The 15,591-nt window shown below is 63.6% G+C and carries 15 protein-coding genes and 3 tRNA genes; 11 read left to right on the plus strand and 7 right to left on the minus strand.

The window, feature by feature from the left end; all coding sequences use genetic code 11:
* Positions 1-59 precede the first annotated feature (59 nt).
* The 4 genes from coaE to QYS36_RS00110 all read left to right on the plus strand — a co-directional run bounded on the left by coaE (position 60) and on the right by QYS36_RS00110 (position 3,191).
* Positions 60-668, plus strand: coding sequence for a dephospho-CoA kinase (gene coaE / locus QYS36_RS00095; protein ID WP_308837563.1), 609 nt, complete (start codon positions 60-62; stop codon positions 666-668).
* Positions 665-865: a DNA gyrase inhibitor YacG gene (gene yacG, locus QYS36_RS00100; protein WP_308837564.1), complete on the plus strand. Its 201-nt coding sequence runs from the start codon at positions 665-667 to the stop codon at positions 863-865. The genes coaE and yacG overlap by 4 nt, the downstream gene beginning before the upstream one ends.
* 275 nt (positions 866-1,140) lie before the next feature.
* Positions 1,141-1,647 carry an MOSC domain-containing protein gene (locus QYS36_RS00105; RefSeq protein ID WP_308837565.1) on the plus strand — a complete coding sequence of 169 codons (507 nt, stop codon included), beginning with the start codon at positions 1,141-1,143 and terminating at the stop codon, positions 1,645-1,647.
* A 245-nt stretch (positions 1,648-1,892) separates the two neighbouring features.
* Positions 1,893-3,191: an NAD(P)/FAD-dependent oxidoreductase gene (locus QYS36_RS00110; RefSeq protein ID WP_308837566.1), complete on the plus strand. Its 1,299-nt coding sequence runs from the start codon at positions 1,893-1,895 to the stop codon at positions 3,189-3,191.
* Between the two features lie 267 nt (positions 3,192-3,458).
* On the opposite strand, the gene QYS36_RS00115 is transcribed toward QYS36_RS00110, so the two are convergent.
* The 3 genes from QYS36_RS00115 to QYS36_RS00125 form a co-directional block, all read right to left on the minus strand.
* Positions 3,459-3,534 (minus strand) — tRNA-Lys (locus QYS36_RS00115).
* A gap of 5 nt (positions 3,535-3,539) precedes the next feature.
* A tRNA-Pro gene (locus QYS36_RS00120) sits at positions 3,540-3,616 on the minus strand.
* A 9-nt stretch (positions 3,617-3,625) separates the two neighbouring features.
* Positions 3,626-3,701: transfer RNA gene (locus QYS36_RS00125), tRNA-Asn, on the minus strand.
* 190 nt (positions 3,702-3,891) lie between these two features.
* On the opposite strand from QYS36_RS00125, the gene QYS36_RS00130 reads away from it, so the two are divergent.
* The 6 genes from QYS36_RS00130 to QYS36_RS00155 all read left to right on the plus strand — a co-directional run bounded on the left by QYS36_RS00130 (position 3,892) and on the right by QYS36_RS00155 (position 11,662).
* Positions 3,892-6,156 carry a DUF1631 domain-containing protein gene (locus QYS36_RS00130; RefSeq protein ID WP_308837567.1) on the plus strand — a complete coding sequence of 755 codons (2,265 nt, stop codon included), beginning with the start codon at positions 3,892-3,894 and terminating at the stop codon, positions 6,154-6,156.
* A 9-nt stretch (positions 6,157-6,165) separates the two neighbouring features.
* On the plus strand, positions 6,166-6,498 hold the full coding sequence (locus QYS36_RS00135) for a PilZ domain-containing protein (protein ID WP_308837568.1): 333 nt from the start codon (positions 6,166-6,168) through the stop codon (positions 6,496-6,498).
* A 148-nt stretch (positions 6,499-6,646) separates the two neighbouring features.
* Positions 6,647-7,498: a formate dehydrogenase accessory sulfurtransferase FdhD gene (gene fdhD, locus QYS36_RS00140; protein WP_374990401.1), complete on the plus strand. Its 852-nt coding sequence runs from the start codon at positions 6,647-6,649 to the stop codon at positions 7,496-7,498.
* Positions 7,495-9,816, plus strand: a complete 2,322-nt coding sequence (locus QYS36_RS00145; protein ID WP_308837569.1) for an FdhF/YdeP family oxidoreductase — start codon at positions 7,495-7,497, stop codon at positions 9,814-9,816. Before fdhD ends, QYS36_RS00145 begins: the two co-directional genes overlap by 4 nt.
* Before the next feature lie 487 nt (positions 9,817-10,303).
* Positions 10,304-11,023, plus strand: coding sequence for a TorF family putative porin (locus QYS36_RS00150; protein ID WP_230124733.1), 720 nt, complete (start codon positions 10,304-10,306; stop codon positions 11,021-11,023).
* Positions 11,024-11,227: 204 nt separating this feature from the next.
* Positions 11,228-11,662: a glycine zipper domain-containing protein gene (locus QYS36_RS00155; RefSeq protein ID WP_308837570.1), complete on the plus strand. Its 435-nt coding sequence runs from the start codon at positions 11,228-11,230 to the stop codon at positions 11,660-11,662.
* 44 nt (positions 11,663-11,706) lie between these two features.
* Here QYS36_RS00155 and QYS36_RS00160 read toward each other — a convergent pair whose 3' ends face one another.
* Positions 11,707-12,138, minus strand: a complete 432-nt coding sequence (locus QYS36_RS00160) for a thioesterase family protein (protein WP_308837571.1) — start codon at positions 12,136-12,138, stop codon at positions 11,707-11,709.
* A gap of 72 nt (positions 12,139-12,210) precedes the next feature.
* Positions 12,211-13,374 carry an iron-containing alcohol dehydrogenase gene (locus QYS36_RS00165; RefSeq protein WP_308837572.1) on the minus strand — a complete coding sequence of 388 codons (1,164 nt, stop codon included), beginning with the start codon at positions 13,372-13,374 and terminating at the stop codon, positions 12,211-12,213.
* Positions 13,375-13,782: 408 nt separating this feature from the next.
* On the opposite strand from QYS36_RS00165, the gene QYS36_RS00170 reads away from it, so the two are divergent.
* The gene (locus QYS36_RS00170; protein ID WP_308837573.1) at positions 13,783-14,298 is read left to right on the plus strand and encodes a hypothetical protein; all 516 of its coding nucleotides are present in this window, start codon (positions 13,783-13,785) and stop codon (positions 14,296-14,298) included.
* Positions 14,299-14,409: 111 nt separating this feature from the next.
* Here the strand turns inward: QYS36_RS00170 and QYS36_RS00175 are convergent, their stop codons facing one another.
* Positions 14,410-14,832 carry an HPF/RaiA family ribosome-associated protein gene (locus QYS36_RS00175; protein WP_192422822.1) on the minus strand — a complete coding sequence of 141 codons (423 nt, stop codon included), beginning with the start codon at positions 14,830-14,832 and terminating at the stop codon, positions 14,410-14,412.
* 115 nt (positions 14,833-14,947) lie between these two features.
* Positions 14,948-15,550 carry a nitroreductase family protein gene (locus tag QYS36_RS00180; RefSeq protein ID WP_308837574.1) on the minus strand — a complete coding sequence of 201 codons (603 nt, stop codon included), beginning with the start codon at positions 15,548-15,550 and terminating at the stop codon, positions 14,948-14,950.
* Positions 15,551-15,591 lie beyond the last annotated feature (41 nt).

Below are 15,591 nucleotides of genomic sequence, written 5' to 3' on the forward strand. Positions count from 1 at the left end.
CGCCACGCTCGCCCGACTCCCTTACAATCCGCCCCTGATTTTCTGAGGGGCAGCTCACCATGAAACCCTGGACGCTCGGCCTAACTGGCGGTATCGGCAGCGGCAAAAGTGCCGTCGCCGCACAATTCGCCGCACTGGGCGTCGATGTGATCGACTCGGACCAGGCCGCTCGCTGGGTCGTGGAACCTGGTCGGCCGGCACTGGCGGCGATAGCCGAGCACTTCGGTGAGCAGGTGCTGCAACCTGATGGACAGCTGAACCGGGCCGCACTGCGTGAACTGATCTTCGAATCACCCGCCGAGCGGGGCTGGCTGGAGCGACTGCTGCACCCATTGATCGCTATTGAGGTGGCGCAGTTCCTGGCCAATGCCCGGTCGCCCTACGCCATCACGGTCTCGCCATTGCTGATCGAGTCCGGCCAATACAAGCTGGCGCAGCGCATCCTGGTGGTGGATGTACCCGAGCAACTGCAGATCGAACGCACCATGCAGCGTGATCGGTTGTCTGCCGAACAGGTGCAGGCCATCATGGCCGCCCAGGCTACCCGCGAGACACGCCTGAGCCATGCCGATGACGTGCTGGTCAACGACCGCGACCTGGCCTGGGTCAAACAGGAGGTCGAGCGCCTGCATGCCTTTTACCTGACCTTGAACGGAGGCCAACCATGACCACACCTACTCTCGTCGCCTGCCCTACCTGCGCAGCCCCCGTGGAATGGGGCCCGCAGAGCCCAAGCCGGCCTTTCTGCTCCGAGCGTTGCAAGCTGATCGACCTGGGCGCCTGGGCAGCGGAGGAACACGCGATTCCGGGCAACCCGCTCGAGGATGATCTGTTCTCCGATGACCTGCCGCCCAGTCGGCATTGATCGAGCTGCCGTTCAGATTACGCCTTACCCAGGCTCGTCAATTTTGGCAGCTAAGTGACGAACGCGGACGTAGGGTGGATGGCGCTTTTTTCATCCACCATTACGGTTTCGGAGCGGTGGACGGGAGAAGCGTCGTCCACCCTACAAGAGCGTCAGCACCCGATGTCCGCTTTTGCCTTGTAGCTGCAGCTTCATGCACATCAAGATCGTGAACAGGTTCCTAGGCGTAATCCGCCAAGCACAATCGGCAGCAATATAGCCCCCACGGAATCACCATGAGCCCTTTGCAAACTCTCATCGCCGCGGTGCCGCAACAGGGCCAAGTACGCTGGATCGGCGTGCGGCCTGAACGCCTTGCCGAGATGCTGACGCTCGATGCCGTCGAGGCCCGCCGCGAAGCAGGCCTGACCGGCGATCATGCGCGCCCCGGCCCGCGCAATGCACGCCAGGTCACGCTGATCCAGTGGGAGCACCTGGCGGTGATCAGCGCCCTGCTTGGCCGCAACCCTGAGCAAGCGATAAAGCCCGAAGATCTCAGGCGCAATATCGCCGTCAGCGGCATCAACCTGTTCAGCCTAAAGGGCCGGCGTTTTCGTATCGGCCAGGCGGTTCTGGAAACCACCGGCTGGTGCCAGCCGTGCGCCAAGCTGGAACAGCGCCTGGGCCTCGGCACCTTTCAGGCGGTGCGCGGCCATGGCGGGATTACCGCACGGGTGATTCACACTGGAATCATTCGCCTGGGCGACCCGCTCGAGGTCGAGCCGCTGGAACAGCTCGAATAGCCACGCCAGCTCCCTCCCGGCATCCGCCACGCTGTTAGAATGCGCCAACGCACCGCTGACGAATTGAACCCAGGCGACCGGCTTTCTGTCGATGAGTTGGCGTCTGGCACGCAGCCTCGACGCAGCACAACCCGTTTTCTGACGCGCAGGCACTGCCTGTGCGGATTGGCATATGAGTCGCCCGGCGCTGGAGCTTTTGCTCGCCCGGACTCGCCACCGATTTCCTAGCCTTGTGAGAATGATCCATGACCCATCGAATCGTCATTGTCGGCGGCGGCGCCGGCGGCCTGGAGTTGGCTACCCGTCTGGGCAGAAAGCTCGGCAAGCGCGGCAAGGCACACATCACCCTGGCCGATGCCAACCTCACCCATATCTGGAAGCCGCTGCTCCACGAAGTGGCCGCCGGATCGCTGAACTCCACGGAGAACGAGCTGAACTACGTCGCCCAGGCGAAGTGGAACCACTTCGAATTTCAGCTCGGCCGCATGAGCGGACTGGACCGCGAGCGCAAGACCATCCAGCTGGCCGCCACCCTGGACGAAGACAGCCGCGAACTGGTGCCCGCCCGCGAGCTGCCCTACGACACCCTGGTGCTCGCGGTGGGCAGCACCACCAACGATTTCGGTACCGAAGGCGCCGCCAACCACTGCATATTCCTCGACACCCGCGAGCAGGCCGAACGCTTCCACCGCAAGCTGCTCAGCCACTACCTGCGTGCGCACGCGGGCAAGGGTGACAACGACCAGGTCAGCGTGGCCATCGTCGGCGCCGGTGCTACCGGCGTCGAGCTGGCCGCCGAGCTGCACCATGCCGCACGGGAACTGGCGGCCTACGGGCTGGACCGCATCCGCCCGGAAAACATGCGCATCAGCCTGGTCGAAGCCGGGCCACGGGTGTTACCTGCCCTGCCGGAGCGCATCAGCGCGCCGGTACACAAGACCCTGCAAAAGCTTGGCGTGAACGTGATGACCGGCGCCGCGGTGAAAGAGGTCACCGCCGATGGCCTGGTGCTGGCCAACGGCGAAACCATCGCCGCCAGCCTCAAGGTGTGGGCAGCCGGCATTCGTGCGCCAGCCTTCCTCAAGGATCTCGACGGGCTGGAAAGCAACCGCATCAACCAGCTGGTGGTCACCAGTACCCTGCAGACCACGCGCGACGAAAATATCTTCGCCTTTGGTGACTGCGCCGCCTGCCCGATGGGTGATGGCAGTGAACGCAACGTGCCGCCCCGCGCCCAGGCCGCTCACCAACAGGCTTCGCTGCTGGTCAAATCGCTCGCCCTGCGCCTGCAGAACCAGCCGCTGCCGAGCTACACCTACAAGGATTACGGCTCGCTGATCTCGCTGTCGAGCTTCAGCGCCGTAGGCAATCTGATGGGCAACCTGATGGGTAGCGTGAAGCTGGAGGGCTGGCTGGCACGGATGTTCTACATTTCGCTGTATCGCATGCACCAGATGGCACTGTACGGCGCCTTCCGCACGTTGCTGCTGATGCTTAGCGACCGTATCGGCCGCAGCACCGACCCGCGTTTGAAGCTGCACTAATTCCACGGGGCGCCGAACAGGTAGTTGATGGGTTTCACCCATCCTACGACCTGTGGGTGCGGGCCACTCCCGCGATTTCGCGCGCATGGCGCGCTTCCACAAAAGCGCGCCGATCCCTCGACCACGCCGGGTGTTTCAGCCCGCGAGGGTGAAAACCCAGCGCCTTGTCGCGCGAGGCCCTATAAGGGGCGGGCCTCGAACTGACCAAAGCCCAGAAAGCAAAAAACCCGCCGTTAGGCGGGTTCTTTACTCAAGCAGTGCTTGAAATGGTGGGTCGTGTAGGATTCGAACCTACGACCAATTGGTTAAAAGCCAACTGCTCTACCAACTGAGCTAACGACCCAAATATGGTCGGGGTGAGGGGATTCGAACTCCTGACATCCTGCTCCCAAAGCAGGCGCGCTACCGGACTGCGCTACACCCCGAGGAAAGATTGGCTCCGCGACCTGGACTCGAACCAGGGACCCAATGATTAACAGTCATTTGCTCTACCGACTGAGCTATCGCGGAACTATGCTCTTTCTTTTCTCTGTTTGCGTTGCCGCTGCAGAGGCGCGCCATTTTACGGTTTCGCAAACCGCTGTCAACCCCCTAAATTGCTTTTATGACAATGCTTTGCGAACGGGTAGCTATTTGCTTTACCTTCGAGGCATACCTGCACAGCCTGGCGCATCACGCCGGGCCTTAATCAGGAACACCGATGACCACTCAGGGCACGCCGCCGTCATCCGCCAGCAGCTCCAGCACGCTGGCCAGCAGAGGCATCCAGCCGCGCTTCAGCGAGCTGGGACAGCGCTGCCGCAAGCTGGTGCTCAATTACCTGGCCGATCACCTGACACGCACCTTCGCCCAGGTCGACGACACCCTCTTTCAATGCGCCGAGCAGGCGGAGAACAATCAGGTGCAGGCCATGTTCTTCGACAGCATGCGCGAAGTACGTCGACTGCGGCCGCAGCTCGAACGCCGTTATCACCTGAGCATCTCCAAAGGCATCGCCGATTTTCTCGACGGCAAGCTGGTCGCCGGCCAGGCGCCGGAAATCCCCGCCGAAGACCTGGCGCTGGTCGATAACGAGGCGTACGAGGAAGCGCTGCAGGTCACCAACATGGCGCAGCGGGTACAGACCCGCTGTACCCAGGCCCTGTTTGCGCTGGACAAGCGCCTGGCCCTGCTCAACAACGGCCAGCCCGTGCCCGCCGAGGCCAATCCGCTTTCCCCGCAAAACATTGCCCAGGCCTTGCTCACGGCCTTGCAACCGAGCGAGCTGCCACTGCGCATCAAGCTGGTGCTGTACGGCCTGTTCGACAAGCAGCTGATGCAGGGGCTGGATGGGCTCTATGACGCCCTCAACGCACAGCTGATCGAAGCAGGCGTATTGCCCAATCTCAAATTTTCAGCGGTGCGCGCCCAGGAGCCCTCGCCACCTGCCGGCAGCAGCGACGCAGACAGCAGCCACACCTCAGCGCCAATCGATCTGGCGGCAAGCCCGCCGGCCGATGCCGAACACCTGGCCGAGGGGCTCGACAGGTTGCTGAGCGAGTACCGCAAACAGCAGCACGCCATCGGCCTGCTGAACGGCTCACCGAGCATGGCCAGTTTCGCGCCGCAGGGCGCCAAGCGCACCTATGAGGCAAACGAACTGCTCGCCGCCCTCAATCGGCTGCAACAAGCCTCCGCCGCCGAGCTGACGCAGCACCCGGATCGCCCGCTGCAGGTCAGCGATCTGAAGACCGATCTGCACCGCCAATTGGCCAGCCATAGCGACGCCCCCCAGCAACACCGTGTGGGCAGCCATGAAACCGACGTCATCGACCTGGTGGGGATGCTGTTCGACTTCATCCTCGATGACGACAGCCTGCCGCAACCTTACAAGGTCGCCCTCTCCCACCTGCATACGCCCTGCCTGAAAGTGGCGTTGCTGGACCGGGCCCTATTCAGCCAGCGCCATCACCCAGCGCGCCGGCTGATCAACGCCATGGCCCAGGCCGGCGTACTCTACGGCGCCCAGGACGACACCTACGGTTTGTTGAACAAGGTGCAGTGGGTGGTGCGCCAGGTGGTGCAGCGCTTCAATGGCGACCTGCTGCTGTTCGAGGCGCTGCTCAGTGAGTTCGATGAATTCACCCGCGGGATAAAGCAGCGGGTGGAGCTTCAGGAGCGCCGCGCCGTAGAAACCACCAAGGGCCGGGACAAGCTGCTCGGCGCTCGCCACAGTGCTGCGCAAGCGATCGCCCAAGCGTTGGCCAAGCGCTCGCCGCCGCCGCTCATCCGGCAGTTTCTCGAGCGCACCTGGATCGATGTTCTGGTATTCATCCAGCTACGCCACGGCGCCGCCAGCCATGAATGGCAGCGCGCCTGTGAAACGGCCGAGCACCTGGCCTGGAGCGGCACCCTGCTCGATGCGGCGCAGCGTGATCGCCTGCAGGGCCTGCGCGTCGACATGCTCGATGAGTTGCGCAATGGTCTGATGCTGCTGGGCGGTTATCACCAGGACGATATACGCCGCCTGCTGCAGGACCTGGTTGCCTGCCAGCACGCCGTGCAGGCCGGCCAGCCGCAACTCGCCTCCAGGCTGAGCCTGCCGCCGAGCTCCAGCCCACTAGGGGCCATGCTGGGCGATGAGGCAGCGCTTCTCGCGACATCCCGCATGGGGCAGCGCCAACCGACCGATCAGAACCTGGTTCGCGAACTGGAGAAGCTCGAATTCGGCACCTGGTTCGACTTCATCCTCGGCGGCAAGCGACAAACCCTGAAGCTGTCCTGGTACAGCCCCACCACCCACAACTACATGTTCGTCGACCGTAACGGCCAGCGCGCCGCGGTCAAGTCGGTGGAGCAACTGGCCGAGGAGATGCAGCAAGGCACCGCGCGTCGCAGCAGACCCGACCGCTCGGCGCCGATGGTCGACCGTGCATTGCAGGCCGTCTATCGTGTGCTCCAGCAATTGACCGGACGAACCACCTGAGGATCGCCCATGGATGACCGTCGCCAGCATCCGCGTTATCAGGCCGCCTGGCTGCTCGAGGTCTACGAGCGGCACAGCGGAACCTATCTGGGCCGCATCGCCGACCTGTCCAGCGAAGGCTTCATGCTCTGCAGCACAACGGCGCAGACCGCCGACAGGCTGGTTGAATGCCGTTTGACGGGCGAAACGATGGAGGATCTGCACTTCACTGCCGACTGCCTGTGGAGCCGTGAGGGGGCGACTGGCCAGCAGTCCTGGGCGGGTTATCACATCATCGACATAGACGCGCTCAATGCGCAGAAGCTGCATGGGCTTATCGAGCAGTTGCAGGCCATGGGCTGATCAGGCAGCCCGCATTCAAGCCTCGTCACAGCGCGTTTCCCGCCCCACCGATAAACGGCATCGATCAAGACATCGGCAACAGCGATTAGACGCTTGCCCGGCAAACGCCTAGGCTTCTCTGTGTCAATCCGTCGCAGGGGAGCTTGCCGTGCCCCGGTCAGCCGAGATTTCCGCCGTTTCCAGCCATAGCGAACCTGCCGCCCAGCAGGCGCAAGGCTATGCCTATGCCGAGCTGGGCAACCCTGCAGTCGAGGGCTCAGCCGTATTGGCTCAGGAGAGCGCACTGGCAATCGCCTACAACGGCATCAGCCATGCCGTGATGATGGTGTCGCCCACCGCCGTGGAAGACTTCATCGCCGGCTTCAGCCTGAGTAGCGCCATCGTCGACTCCATCGACGATATTTATGACATCCGCGTGCACCACCTTGGCCCGGCCATCAGCGCCGAGGTCGAGATCAGCAGCCGCGCCTTCTGGGCGATGAAACAACAGCGCAGGCTGCTGGCCGGTACCAGTGGTTGCGGCCTGTGCGGTGTGGAGGCGCTCGACCAGGCGCTGCCGCAGCTGGCGACCCTGGCCCCGACCGAGCTGCCTGATGCCACGCACCTGATCGACCTGCGCGAGCGCATCGCCGCTGCACAGGATCTGGCCCGTCGCAGTGGTGCTTTACACGCTGCCTTGTACGTAGATGGTGATGGCGATATACGCGCCTGCCGCGAAGACATCGGCCGGCACAACGCGCTGGACAAGCTGATCGGCGCGCTGCTGCGCGAGAAACACGACGTGCGCCAGGGCTTTGCGGTGGTCACCAGCCGCTGCAGCCTGGAACTGATCCACAAGGCGGTCAGAGCCGGTCTCGGCAACCTGGTCAGCCTGTCGGCCCCGACCGCCCTGACCGTGCAATGGGCGCGCCGGCACAACCTCAACCTGATCCATTTGCCCCACCACAGCGCGCCGCGGGTCTACAGCCCTGCACCGCCTGCTAGAGAAGAACAGCCATGAGCCTGCAACCCGTGAACCCGCGTTACAAACCCTACAAAGGCGCTGCCGCCGGTTGGGGTGCGCTGATCAGCGTCACCCAGTTCTGGCTGGACAGCAAACAGCCGTTCAAGAACCTGCGTGCACTGCTCAAGACCAACCAGAACGGCGGTTTCGACTGCCCGGGTTGCGCCTGGGGCGACTCGCCGGAAGACGGCCGTATCAAGTTCTGCGAGAACGGCGCCAAGGCGGTCAACTGGGAAGCCACCAAACGCCGGGTCGACGCCAAGTTCTTCGCCAAATACACCGTCAGCCAGCTGCGCGAGCAGAGCGACTACTGGCTGGAGTACCAGGGCCGCCTGACCGAGCCGATGCGCTACGACGCGGCCACCGATCGCTACGTGCCGACTTCCTGGGACGACGCTTTCAGCCTGATCGCCAAGCACCTGAAGAACCTCGCAAGCCCCAACCAGGCCGAGTTCTACACCTCGGGGCGCGCCAGCAACGAAGCGGCATTTCTCTACCAGCTGTTCGTGCGCGCCTTCGGCACCAACAACTTCCCCGACTGCTCGAACATGTGTCACGAGGCCAGCGGTGTCGCGCTGACCCAGAGCGTCGGTATCGGCAAGGGCAGCGTGACCTTCGCCGACTTCGAGCACGCCGACGCCATTTTCGTGCTCGGCCAGAACCCGGGCACCAACCACCCGCGCATGCTCGAGCCGCTGCGTGAGGCGGTCAAACGGGGCGCCCAGGTGGTTGCCTTCAACCCGCTCAAGGAGCGTGGCCTGGAGCGCTTCCAGCACCCGCAGCACGCCCTGGAGATGCTCACCAATGGCTCCGAGCCCCTCAACACCGCGTTCTTCCGCCCGGCACTGGGCGGCGACATGGCGGCCCTGCGCGGTATCGCCAAGTTCCTGCTGCAGTGGGAGCGCGAAGCGGTGGCCAAGGGCGAGCAACCGGTCTTCGACCATGCCTTCATCGCCGAGCACACCGACGGCGTCGACGCCTACCTGGCCGTGCTCGATGCCAGTTCCTGGGAGTCGCTGGTCGAGCAGTCCGGCCTGAGCCTCGAGGAAATCGAGCAGGCTGCGCTGATGTACCGCCGCGCCGAGAAAGTCATCATGTGCTGGGCGATGGGCATCACCCAGCACGTCCACTCGGTGGCCACCATCCAGGAAATCGTCAACCTGCAGCTGTTGCGCGGCAATCTCGGCCGCCCCGGCGCCGGCCTGTGCCCGGTACGTGGCCACAGCAACGTGCAGGGCGACCGTACCATGGGCATCAACGATCGCCCGCCGGTGCTGCTGCTCGACAACCTCGAGAAGCGCTTCCATTTCAAGGTGCCGCGCGACAATGGCCACAACACCGTGGAAGCGATCAACGCCATGGTCGACGGCCAGGCCAAGGTATTCATCGCCCTGGGCGGCAACTTCGCCCAGGCCACGCCGGACAGCCCGCGCACCCACCAGGCCCTGCAGAACTGCGACCTGACCGTGCAGATCAGCACCAAGCTCAACCGTAGCCACCTGACCACCGGCAAGGATGCGCTGATCCTGCCGTGCCTCGGCCGCACCGATATAGACGTCCAGGCCACCGGCCCGCAAGCGATCACCGTGGAAGACTCGTTCAGCATGATCCACGCCTCCAATGGCCAGTTGGAGCCGCTATCCAAGCAGATGCGTTCGGAGCCCGCCATCGTCGCCGGCATTGCCAAGGCCACCCTGGGCAATCACCCGGTCGACTGGGATGCGATGATTGCCGACTACAGCCGCATCCGCGAGCTGATCGCCGACACCATCCCCGGCTTCCAGGACTTCAACACCCGCGTGCAGCACCCGGGCGGCTTCTACCTGGGCAACTCGGCAGGTGCCCGGCAGTGGAAGACCAACACCGGCAAGGCCAACTTCAAATCCAACGCGCTGCTCGCCGACCTGCTGCCACCGCAGGTGCGCAATAGCGGCCAGACGCCGGATCTGATCCTGCAGACCATGCGCTCCCACGACCAGTACAACACCACCATCTATGGCCTGGACGACCGCTATCGCGGTGTTCGCGGCCAGCGTGACGTGCTGTTCGTCAATGAGGCGGACATCACCCGCCTGGGCTACAAGCCTGGGCAGAAGGTGGATATCACCTCGCTGTGGGACGACGGTGTCGAGCGCAAGGTGGTGGGCTTCACGCTGCTGGCCTTCGACATTCCGGCCGGTCAGGCTGCTGCCTACTACCCGGAAGCCAACCCACTGGTGCCGCTGCAGAGCGTTGGCATTGGCAGCCACACGCCGACCTCGAAGTTCGTCGCCATCCGCCTGCACGCTGCCCAGGAAACCGCACGCATCCTGTAAAGCCTGTTCACGACCTTTGCGGCTGGGAACGCAACGCCGATGGATCGACGGTCATGACACCGCTCGATCCATCCTAGGAGCACGCGGGACGCCGAGTCCATGCTCGCGATTCGCGAGCCTACCCGCTCCCTCAGGTCAGTCATCAGTGCCCGCTTGCGCCAGCGGGCACTGCACCTTGGCTTGCCGCAAACAACGGTCGTGGCCCGTCGAAGGCGCGCAGCGAAGCATTTCCTAACGCCCCCGCTGACCTGCAGTTCGTCGGAAACTGTGATACTTATCGACAAAAATCCCCTCTGATGTCCCTGTGCCGTTACCCATCTCGGTTAACGTACCCACCAAGCGCTCGAGCGAAGCGCGTAGTTCCAGCCCAAGCCACGATGTGGCCCTTCGGGTTCTGCCAAACGAGCGACAACCGTGCCACTGACTGCCCAGGCCCCTGCGGAGCCGCCTGGCCCTGAAGTCTTGGCCTGCAACGGGAGGGAATACCATGCGGTTTTCATCTGCCGTCCTGCTTGGGGCGGCGCTGCTGAGCGTGCACGCCCAGGCGGCGATCATGGAGCGCGAGCTGGGCGACTACGAACTCAACCTGGGCACCACGCCGAGCCGCAGCATGGCGCAAGGGCTGGTCAAGCCCGAGAGCGGCGGAGCCTTCCACGGCGGGCTCGACCTCAGCCACCCAAGCGGCTGGTACCTGGGCCAATGGTCACCCAACCTGGGCATCAGCCCGGGCAGTCGCATGGAGCTCAACAGCTACGTGGGCTACCGCCAGCAGTTCGTCGACTCGCTGGGCTACGAAGTGGGCACCATCCGCTACAGCCATCCGGGCTACACCTACCTCGACAGCCAGGACGTCTACGCCGGCCTGACCTACGACGCGCGGCGTTTCGGTTTCTCCTTCAGCAATGACCCGAACCGCTTCAACAGCACGGTGCTGGCCGACCTGGGCCGCGTCAACCTACTGGGTATGGCGGTCGTCGTACGCTACGGCAACCACCTGCTCGACAATCCCAAGCAGCTTTCCGGCGGCGGCCAGATCAGCTCGTTCAATGATTGGTCGCTGAGCCTTTCGCGCCCGTGGAAGGGCATCGATTTCGACTTCTCCTACTCGGACTCGAGCCTCAGCGGTGATGCCTGCTCGGCCTACTCGGGCCACAACACCGAGTGCGAAGGGTGGTTTTCCATCAAGGCCTCGAGATCGCTGTTCTAGACGCTTTGCCGCTTTTTGACCTCCAGCACTAACAGTACGCCCCACACATCCTGATACATTCATTCGTGTATCTTTAAATCCCCTCTTGGGAATTTCCTCCGCGCCCAGCCTCTAAGGAGATGTCATCGGCACTGCACGATGACCGCTGGAACCATGGCAGCGCCATGGCTACGCCCGCAAGGGTCATATTTCGAGGGTTGCGCGATGCGTACATTCCTTACCGCACTGGCCTTCAGTGCACTGGTTTCTCCCCTGGCTTATGCCGATACCACCAAGACTGCCATCGGCAGCGGGGTGGGCGGTGCGCTGGGCAATATCGTCGGTCAGCACCTGGGCGGCAGCACGGGCGCTACCATCGGCGCCGGCCTGGGCGGCGCCGCAGGCGGCGCCATCAGCTCACGTAACAAGACCGAAGCGGCACTGGGCGGTGGCCTGGGCGCAGCAGGTGGCTCGGTGCTGGGCAACCAGTTTGGCGGCAGCACCGGTTCGACCATCGGCGCCGGCCTCGGTGGCGCTGCCGGCGGTGCGCTGGCCAACGAGGTGGCAGACAGCAACCGCCACGAGTCCCGCTATCGTGACAACGGCCATCGCCATGGCAAGAAACACCACAAACGTCATCACAAGCATCGTCACCGCTGATCATCCGCTTCAACCCCAAGGGCGCCTCAGGCGCCCTTGGTCGTTCAAGCCAGCAGCAATTCCATTGCCTGGCGCAGCGCCTGCGGAATGCTTACCGGCTGGTTGCTGTGCCGATCCACGAAAACATGCACGAAGCGCCCTGCCGCACAGGCCTGCATCTGCCCCTCCCGGAACACTGCCAGCTCGTACTGCACCGAGCTGTTACCCAGCTTGCCGACACGCAGCCCGACCTCGATGCGCTCGGGAAAGGCGATCGACTCGAAATAATCGCAGCTGGAGCTGACCACGAACCCCACGACTTCACCGCGATGGATATCCAGGCCGCCGGCTTCGATCAGGTAACTGTTCACCGCCGTGTCGAAATAGCTGTAGTAGGTGACGTTGTTGACGTGGCCATACAGGTCGTTGTCGTGCCAGCGCGTGGTGATCGGCTGGAAATGCCGGTAGTGCTCGCGCACATGCTGCGGCTGTTGCATGGGCTGCCATCTCGCAGAAGGACAAGAGCCAGCATGGTGCCGGCCTCCTCGCCTGCTGACAACCTGCCTGGCTCAGTACGCCACCTGGTAGATGGCCAGCGCATGGGCCTGGGTCATCTGCCGTGGATTATTGGCCAGCAGCCGATCATGCAGCATGGCGTCGCTAGCCAGGCGTGGTAACAGCGCCTGCTCGACGCCCACATCACGCAAGCGTGCCGGCAGACCGCTGCGCTCGCTGAGGTCGGCCAGTTCGATGATGAACTGTTCGGTGCGATCCGTCGCATCGCCGCCACGCAGGCGTTCGCCCAGCAACAGCGGCGCCAGCTCCTCGTAGAGCGGCGCCGCCACCGAGGCGTTGAAACCGAGCACATGGGGCAGCAACACCGCCGCACTTACCCCGTGAGGGACCTGGCAATGCCCACCAAGCGGATAGGCCAGCGCATGCACGGCCGCCAGTGGCGCGTTGGCGTAGGCCTGACCAGCGAGACAGGCGCCCAGCAGCATGGCCTGGCGCGCCTCGAGATTGCCGCCGTTATGCACGGCTTCGTCCAGATTCGCACCCAGCAGGCGCAAGGCCTCGCGGGCGAGCATGTCGGAGAGCGGATTCTTGCGCCGTGCCCCGGTGTAGGCCTCTACCGCATGCCCCATGGCCAACATGCCGCAGGCGGCAGTCACCGGCGCCGGCAACTGCAGGGTGAGTTCGGCATCGAGCAGCGCCAGATCCGGCAACAGCCGCGCCGACACCACCGCGACCCGCGTCGCGTACTCCGTCGTCACCACGGCAATGGGCGTCACCTCGGACCCGCTACCGGCCGTGGTCGGCACCTGAATCAGCGGCAGGCGCTGCCCCAGCGCCTTGTCGATACCGTAGAGGTCACTCAACGTTTGCCGGCAATCAGGGTGCGCCAGCTGCGCGACCAGCTTGGCCACATCCAGTGAGCTGCCACCGCCAAGGCCAATGACCAGATTCGCCTGCACGTCCCTGGCGAACTGTGCAGCGTTGCTGATCACATGCTCCGGCGCGCCGGCGACCACGCCGTCGAACAGGTGCAGCGCTACGCCGCTGTTGGCAAAGGCGCTGCGCACCTCCGTGAAGAAATCCTGCCGGACAATGCCGGCATCGGTAACCAGTACCACGGAGCGCGCGCCCCAGGCCTGGCATAACGGCACCAGCCGCTGAACGCTGCCTGGCTCGCAGATAAGATGGGCGGCTGTAGCGAAACTGAATGGCTGCATGGCGCTTTCCTCTTTCGATGCGGCGCGCAATCGCGCGAGAGGCCATGCCCTGTCACCCTCGGATTCGCAGCGTCCCGGCAAGGCCTCTGTTCATAGTAGGCCGTGAGCCCATATCTGCCCGAAAAAGCGCGAGGTAACGGCCGTTCGTCGATTGCCTGGCCGTAGCCAATGCCCCCATGCCGCGCTGACCGCTTGCCAGGCTGCCGGGCGTTTGCTGTGGACGATCTTGCGCGGGCCAGTGATCACGCGGCTTTCAGGCATAACCGCGAAGATCGCTGCCGAAGACGACAATTGGCCCTGAAAAAAGTGCTAGTCCATCCCGTTCTTGCGGTTATGACATATCTGCCTAAAGCCAGTGCACAGCACGTTTTAGACTCAAGTCATCGAAGTGGAAAACGGAGGTGACACATGCCCCTTTCTATCGACGGCATGAACGTAGGTCAGTACAGCTACCGGCCAATTGGCACTGCCGGTAATTCGTTGCAAACCAATGCGCTGAATCGAGTACAGCCCACCGCCCAGCGCCTGGAAGATGCCCAGCAACAACTGCTGGAGCGTCGCCAGCTCGATCAGGAGCGCCAGGAGCAGCTGCGCGAGGCACGCGAGCAAGCGCGTGAAGAGCGCATCGCGCTGCAGGAACAGCAGCAAGAACGTGCCCTGCAGCTGCGCCTCGAGCGCCAGCAGGCGGCCCAGGCGCTTGATGAGCAACTACGCGAGCAGCGTCTCGAAGACCTGCAGGAACAACGGCTGGAAACACTCAATCCGCTATCGCCGGAAAGTCTCGCCAGGCAGCGCGTACAGACAGACAACAGCTTGCCGGCGAGCAACGCCGCCCAGCTCAACCCCCGGCTGGCAGCCGAGGCGATCTCGACGTATCGCCAGACCGAATCGCCTGACTTCATAAGCCGCAGTCTTGTCGCCTGACAAACCAATCGGGCCCTGAGTAACCACGTTACTCAGGGCCCGATTGGTTTATGGGTGGTTTTGCTGCTGAGCTGGCGCTCACCTGCAAAGCAGATCAGCGCTATTTGGCGATCAGTCCTTTTCCAGCGCCTCCTGGCGCTCGAGGAATTCTTCCTGCAGCAGCGCATCGGGGTTTTCCGACTCGTCGCCATTAAGAGATTGCTCCAAGTGCCCGGTACCCACTGGCTTGCTTTCCAACTTGCCGACCAGGTGCTCCAAGGCGTGGCGCATTTTTTCCGCAGCGCCTTCGATGGCCTGCTCCAGCGATTCGGCCTTGTGCGTCACCGACAGCGGCTGGTGGCCCTTGGGGCGGGCCTCGATCTGGCAGCGCTTGTCGTCGGCGCCGCTCTTGCTGCCGTTCTCGTCACTGACATGCACTTCTACCCGCGAAAGAAATTCCTCGTAGCGTTCCAGCCGATCCGCCACCGATGCACCGACCCATTCCTGGAGCCGCGCACTGCCTTCGATATGGTTGCTGTTCACGTGAACTTGCATGGTATTCCTCGCTTCTGACGGGTCTGAAAGCTTGGAGGCAGCAGATCCGTACTAGGTTCCTGCTGAATGCCCCTGCAGCCACCATACGCAGCCGGGGCACACAACGGAAGGCCGATCAGAAGCGGTCGCGGATTACCACTTCATCGAACGGCAGCTTGCCGATCCGCGGCTTGGCCTCGATGGCCTTCTTGCCCACCGCGACCATCAGGCCGATCACATGGTTGTCCGGCAGGTTGATCAGCTTGGCGACGGCGTCGAAGTCGAAACCGTCCATGGGGCAGGAATCCAGGCCCTTGCCGCGCGCAGCGAGCATCAGGGTCTGCGCCACCAGCCCGCAGCTGCGCATGGTTTCGTCGCGCTGCACCTGGGGCTTGTCGCGGTAGTAGTTGTCGATGGCACCGGCCATGAACTGCCGCACCTCGACTGGCGCACCGTCCCACACGCGGCTCACGTTCTTTTCCCAGCTATCGAGCTGGGCGCAGACCACCACCAGCATCGCGGCATCGGTCATCTGCGCCTGCCCCCAGCCGACCTCGCGGATCTGCTGACGCAAGGCCGGGTCGCTGACCTCCACCAGGCGTACGTGCTGCAGGTTGAAGGCGGTTGGCGCGAGCAGCGCCAGTTGCAGCAGCTCGTTCTTTTCCTCGCGGCTGAGGGTGAAACCGGCGTCGTAACCCTTGATGGCGCGACGGCTGCGAATGGCTTCATCGATATGCATGGCAAACTCCAAAGGAATGGAAAACCGCCATGCTAGGCAAG

The sequence above is a fragment of the Pseudomonas sp. G34 genome (assembly GCF_031119625.1).
Taxonomy (GTDB): domain Bacteria; phylum Pseudomonadota; class Gammaproteobacteria; order Pseudomonadales; family Pseudomonadaceae; genus Aquipseudomonas.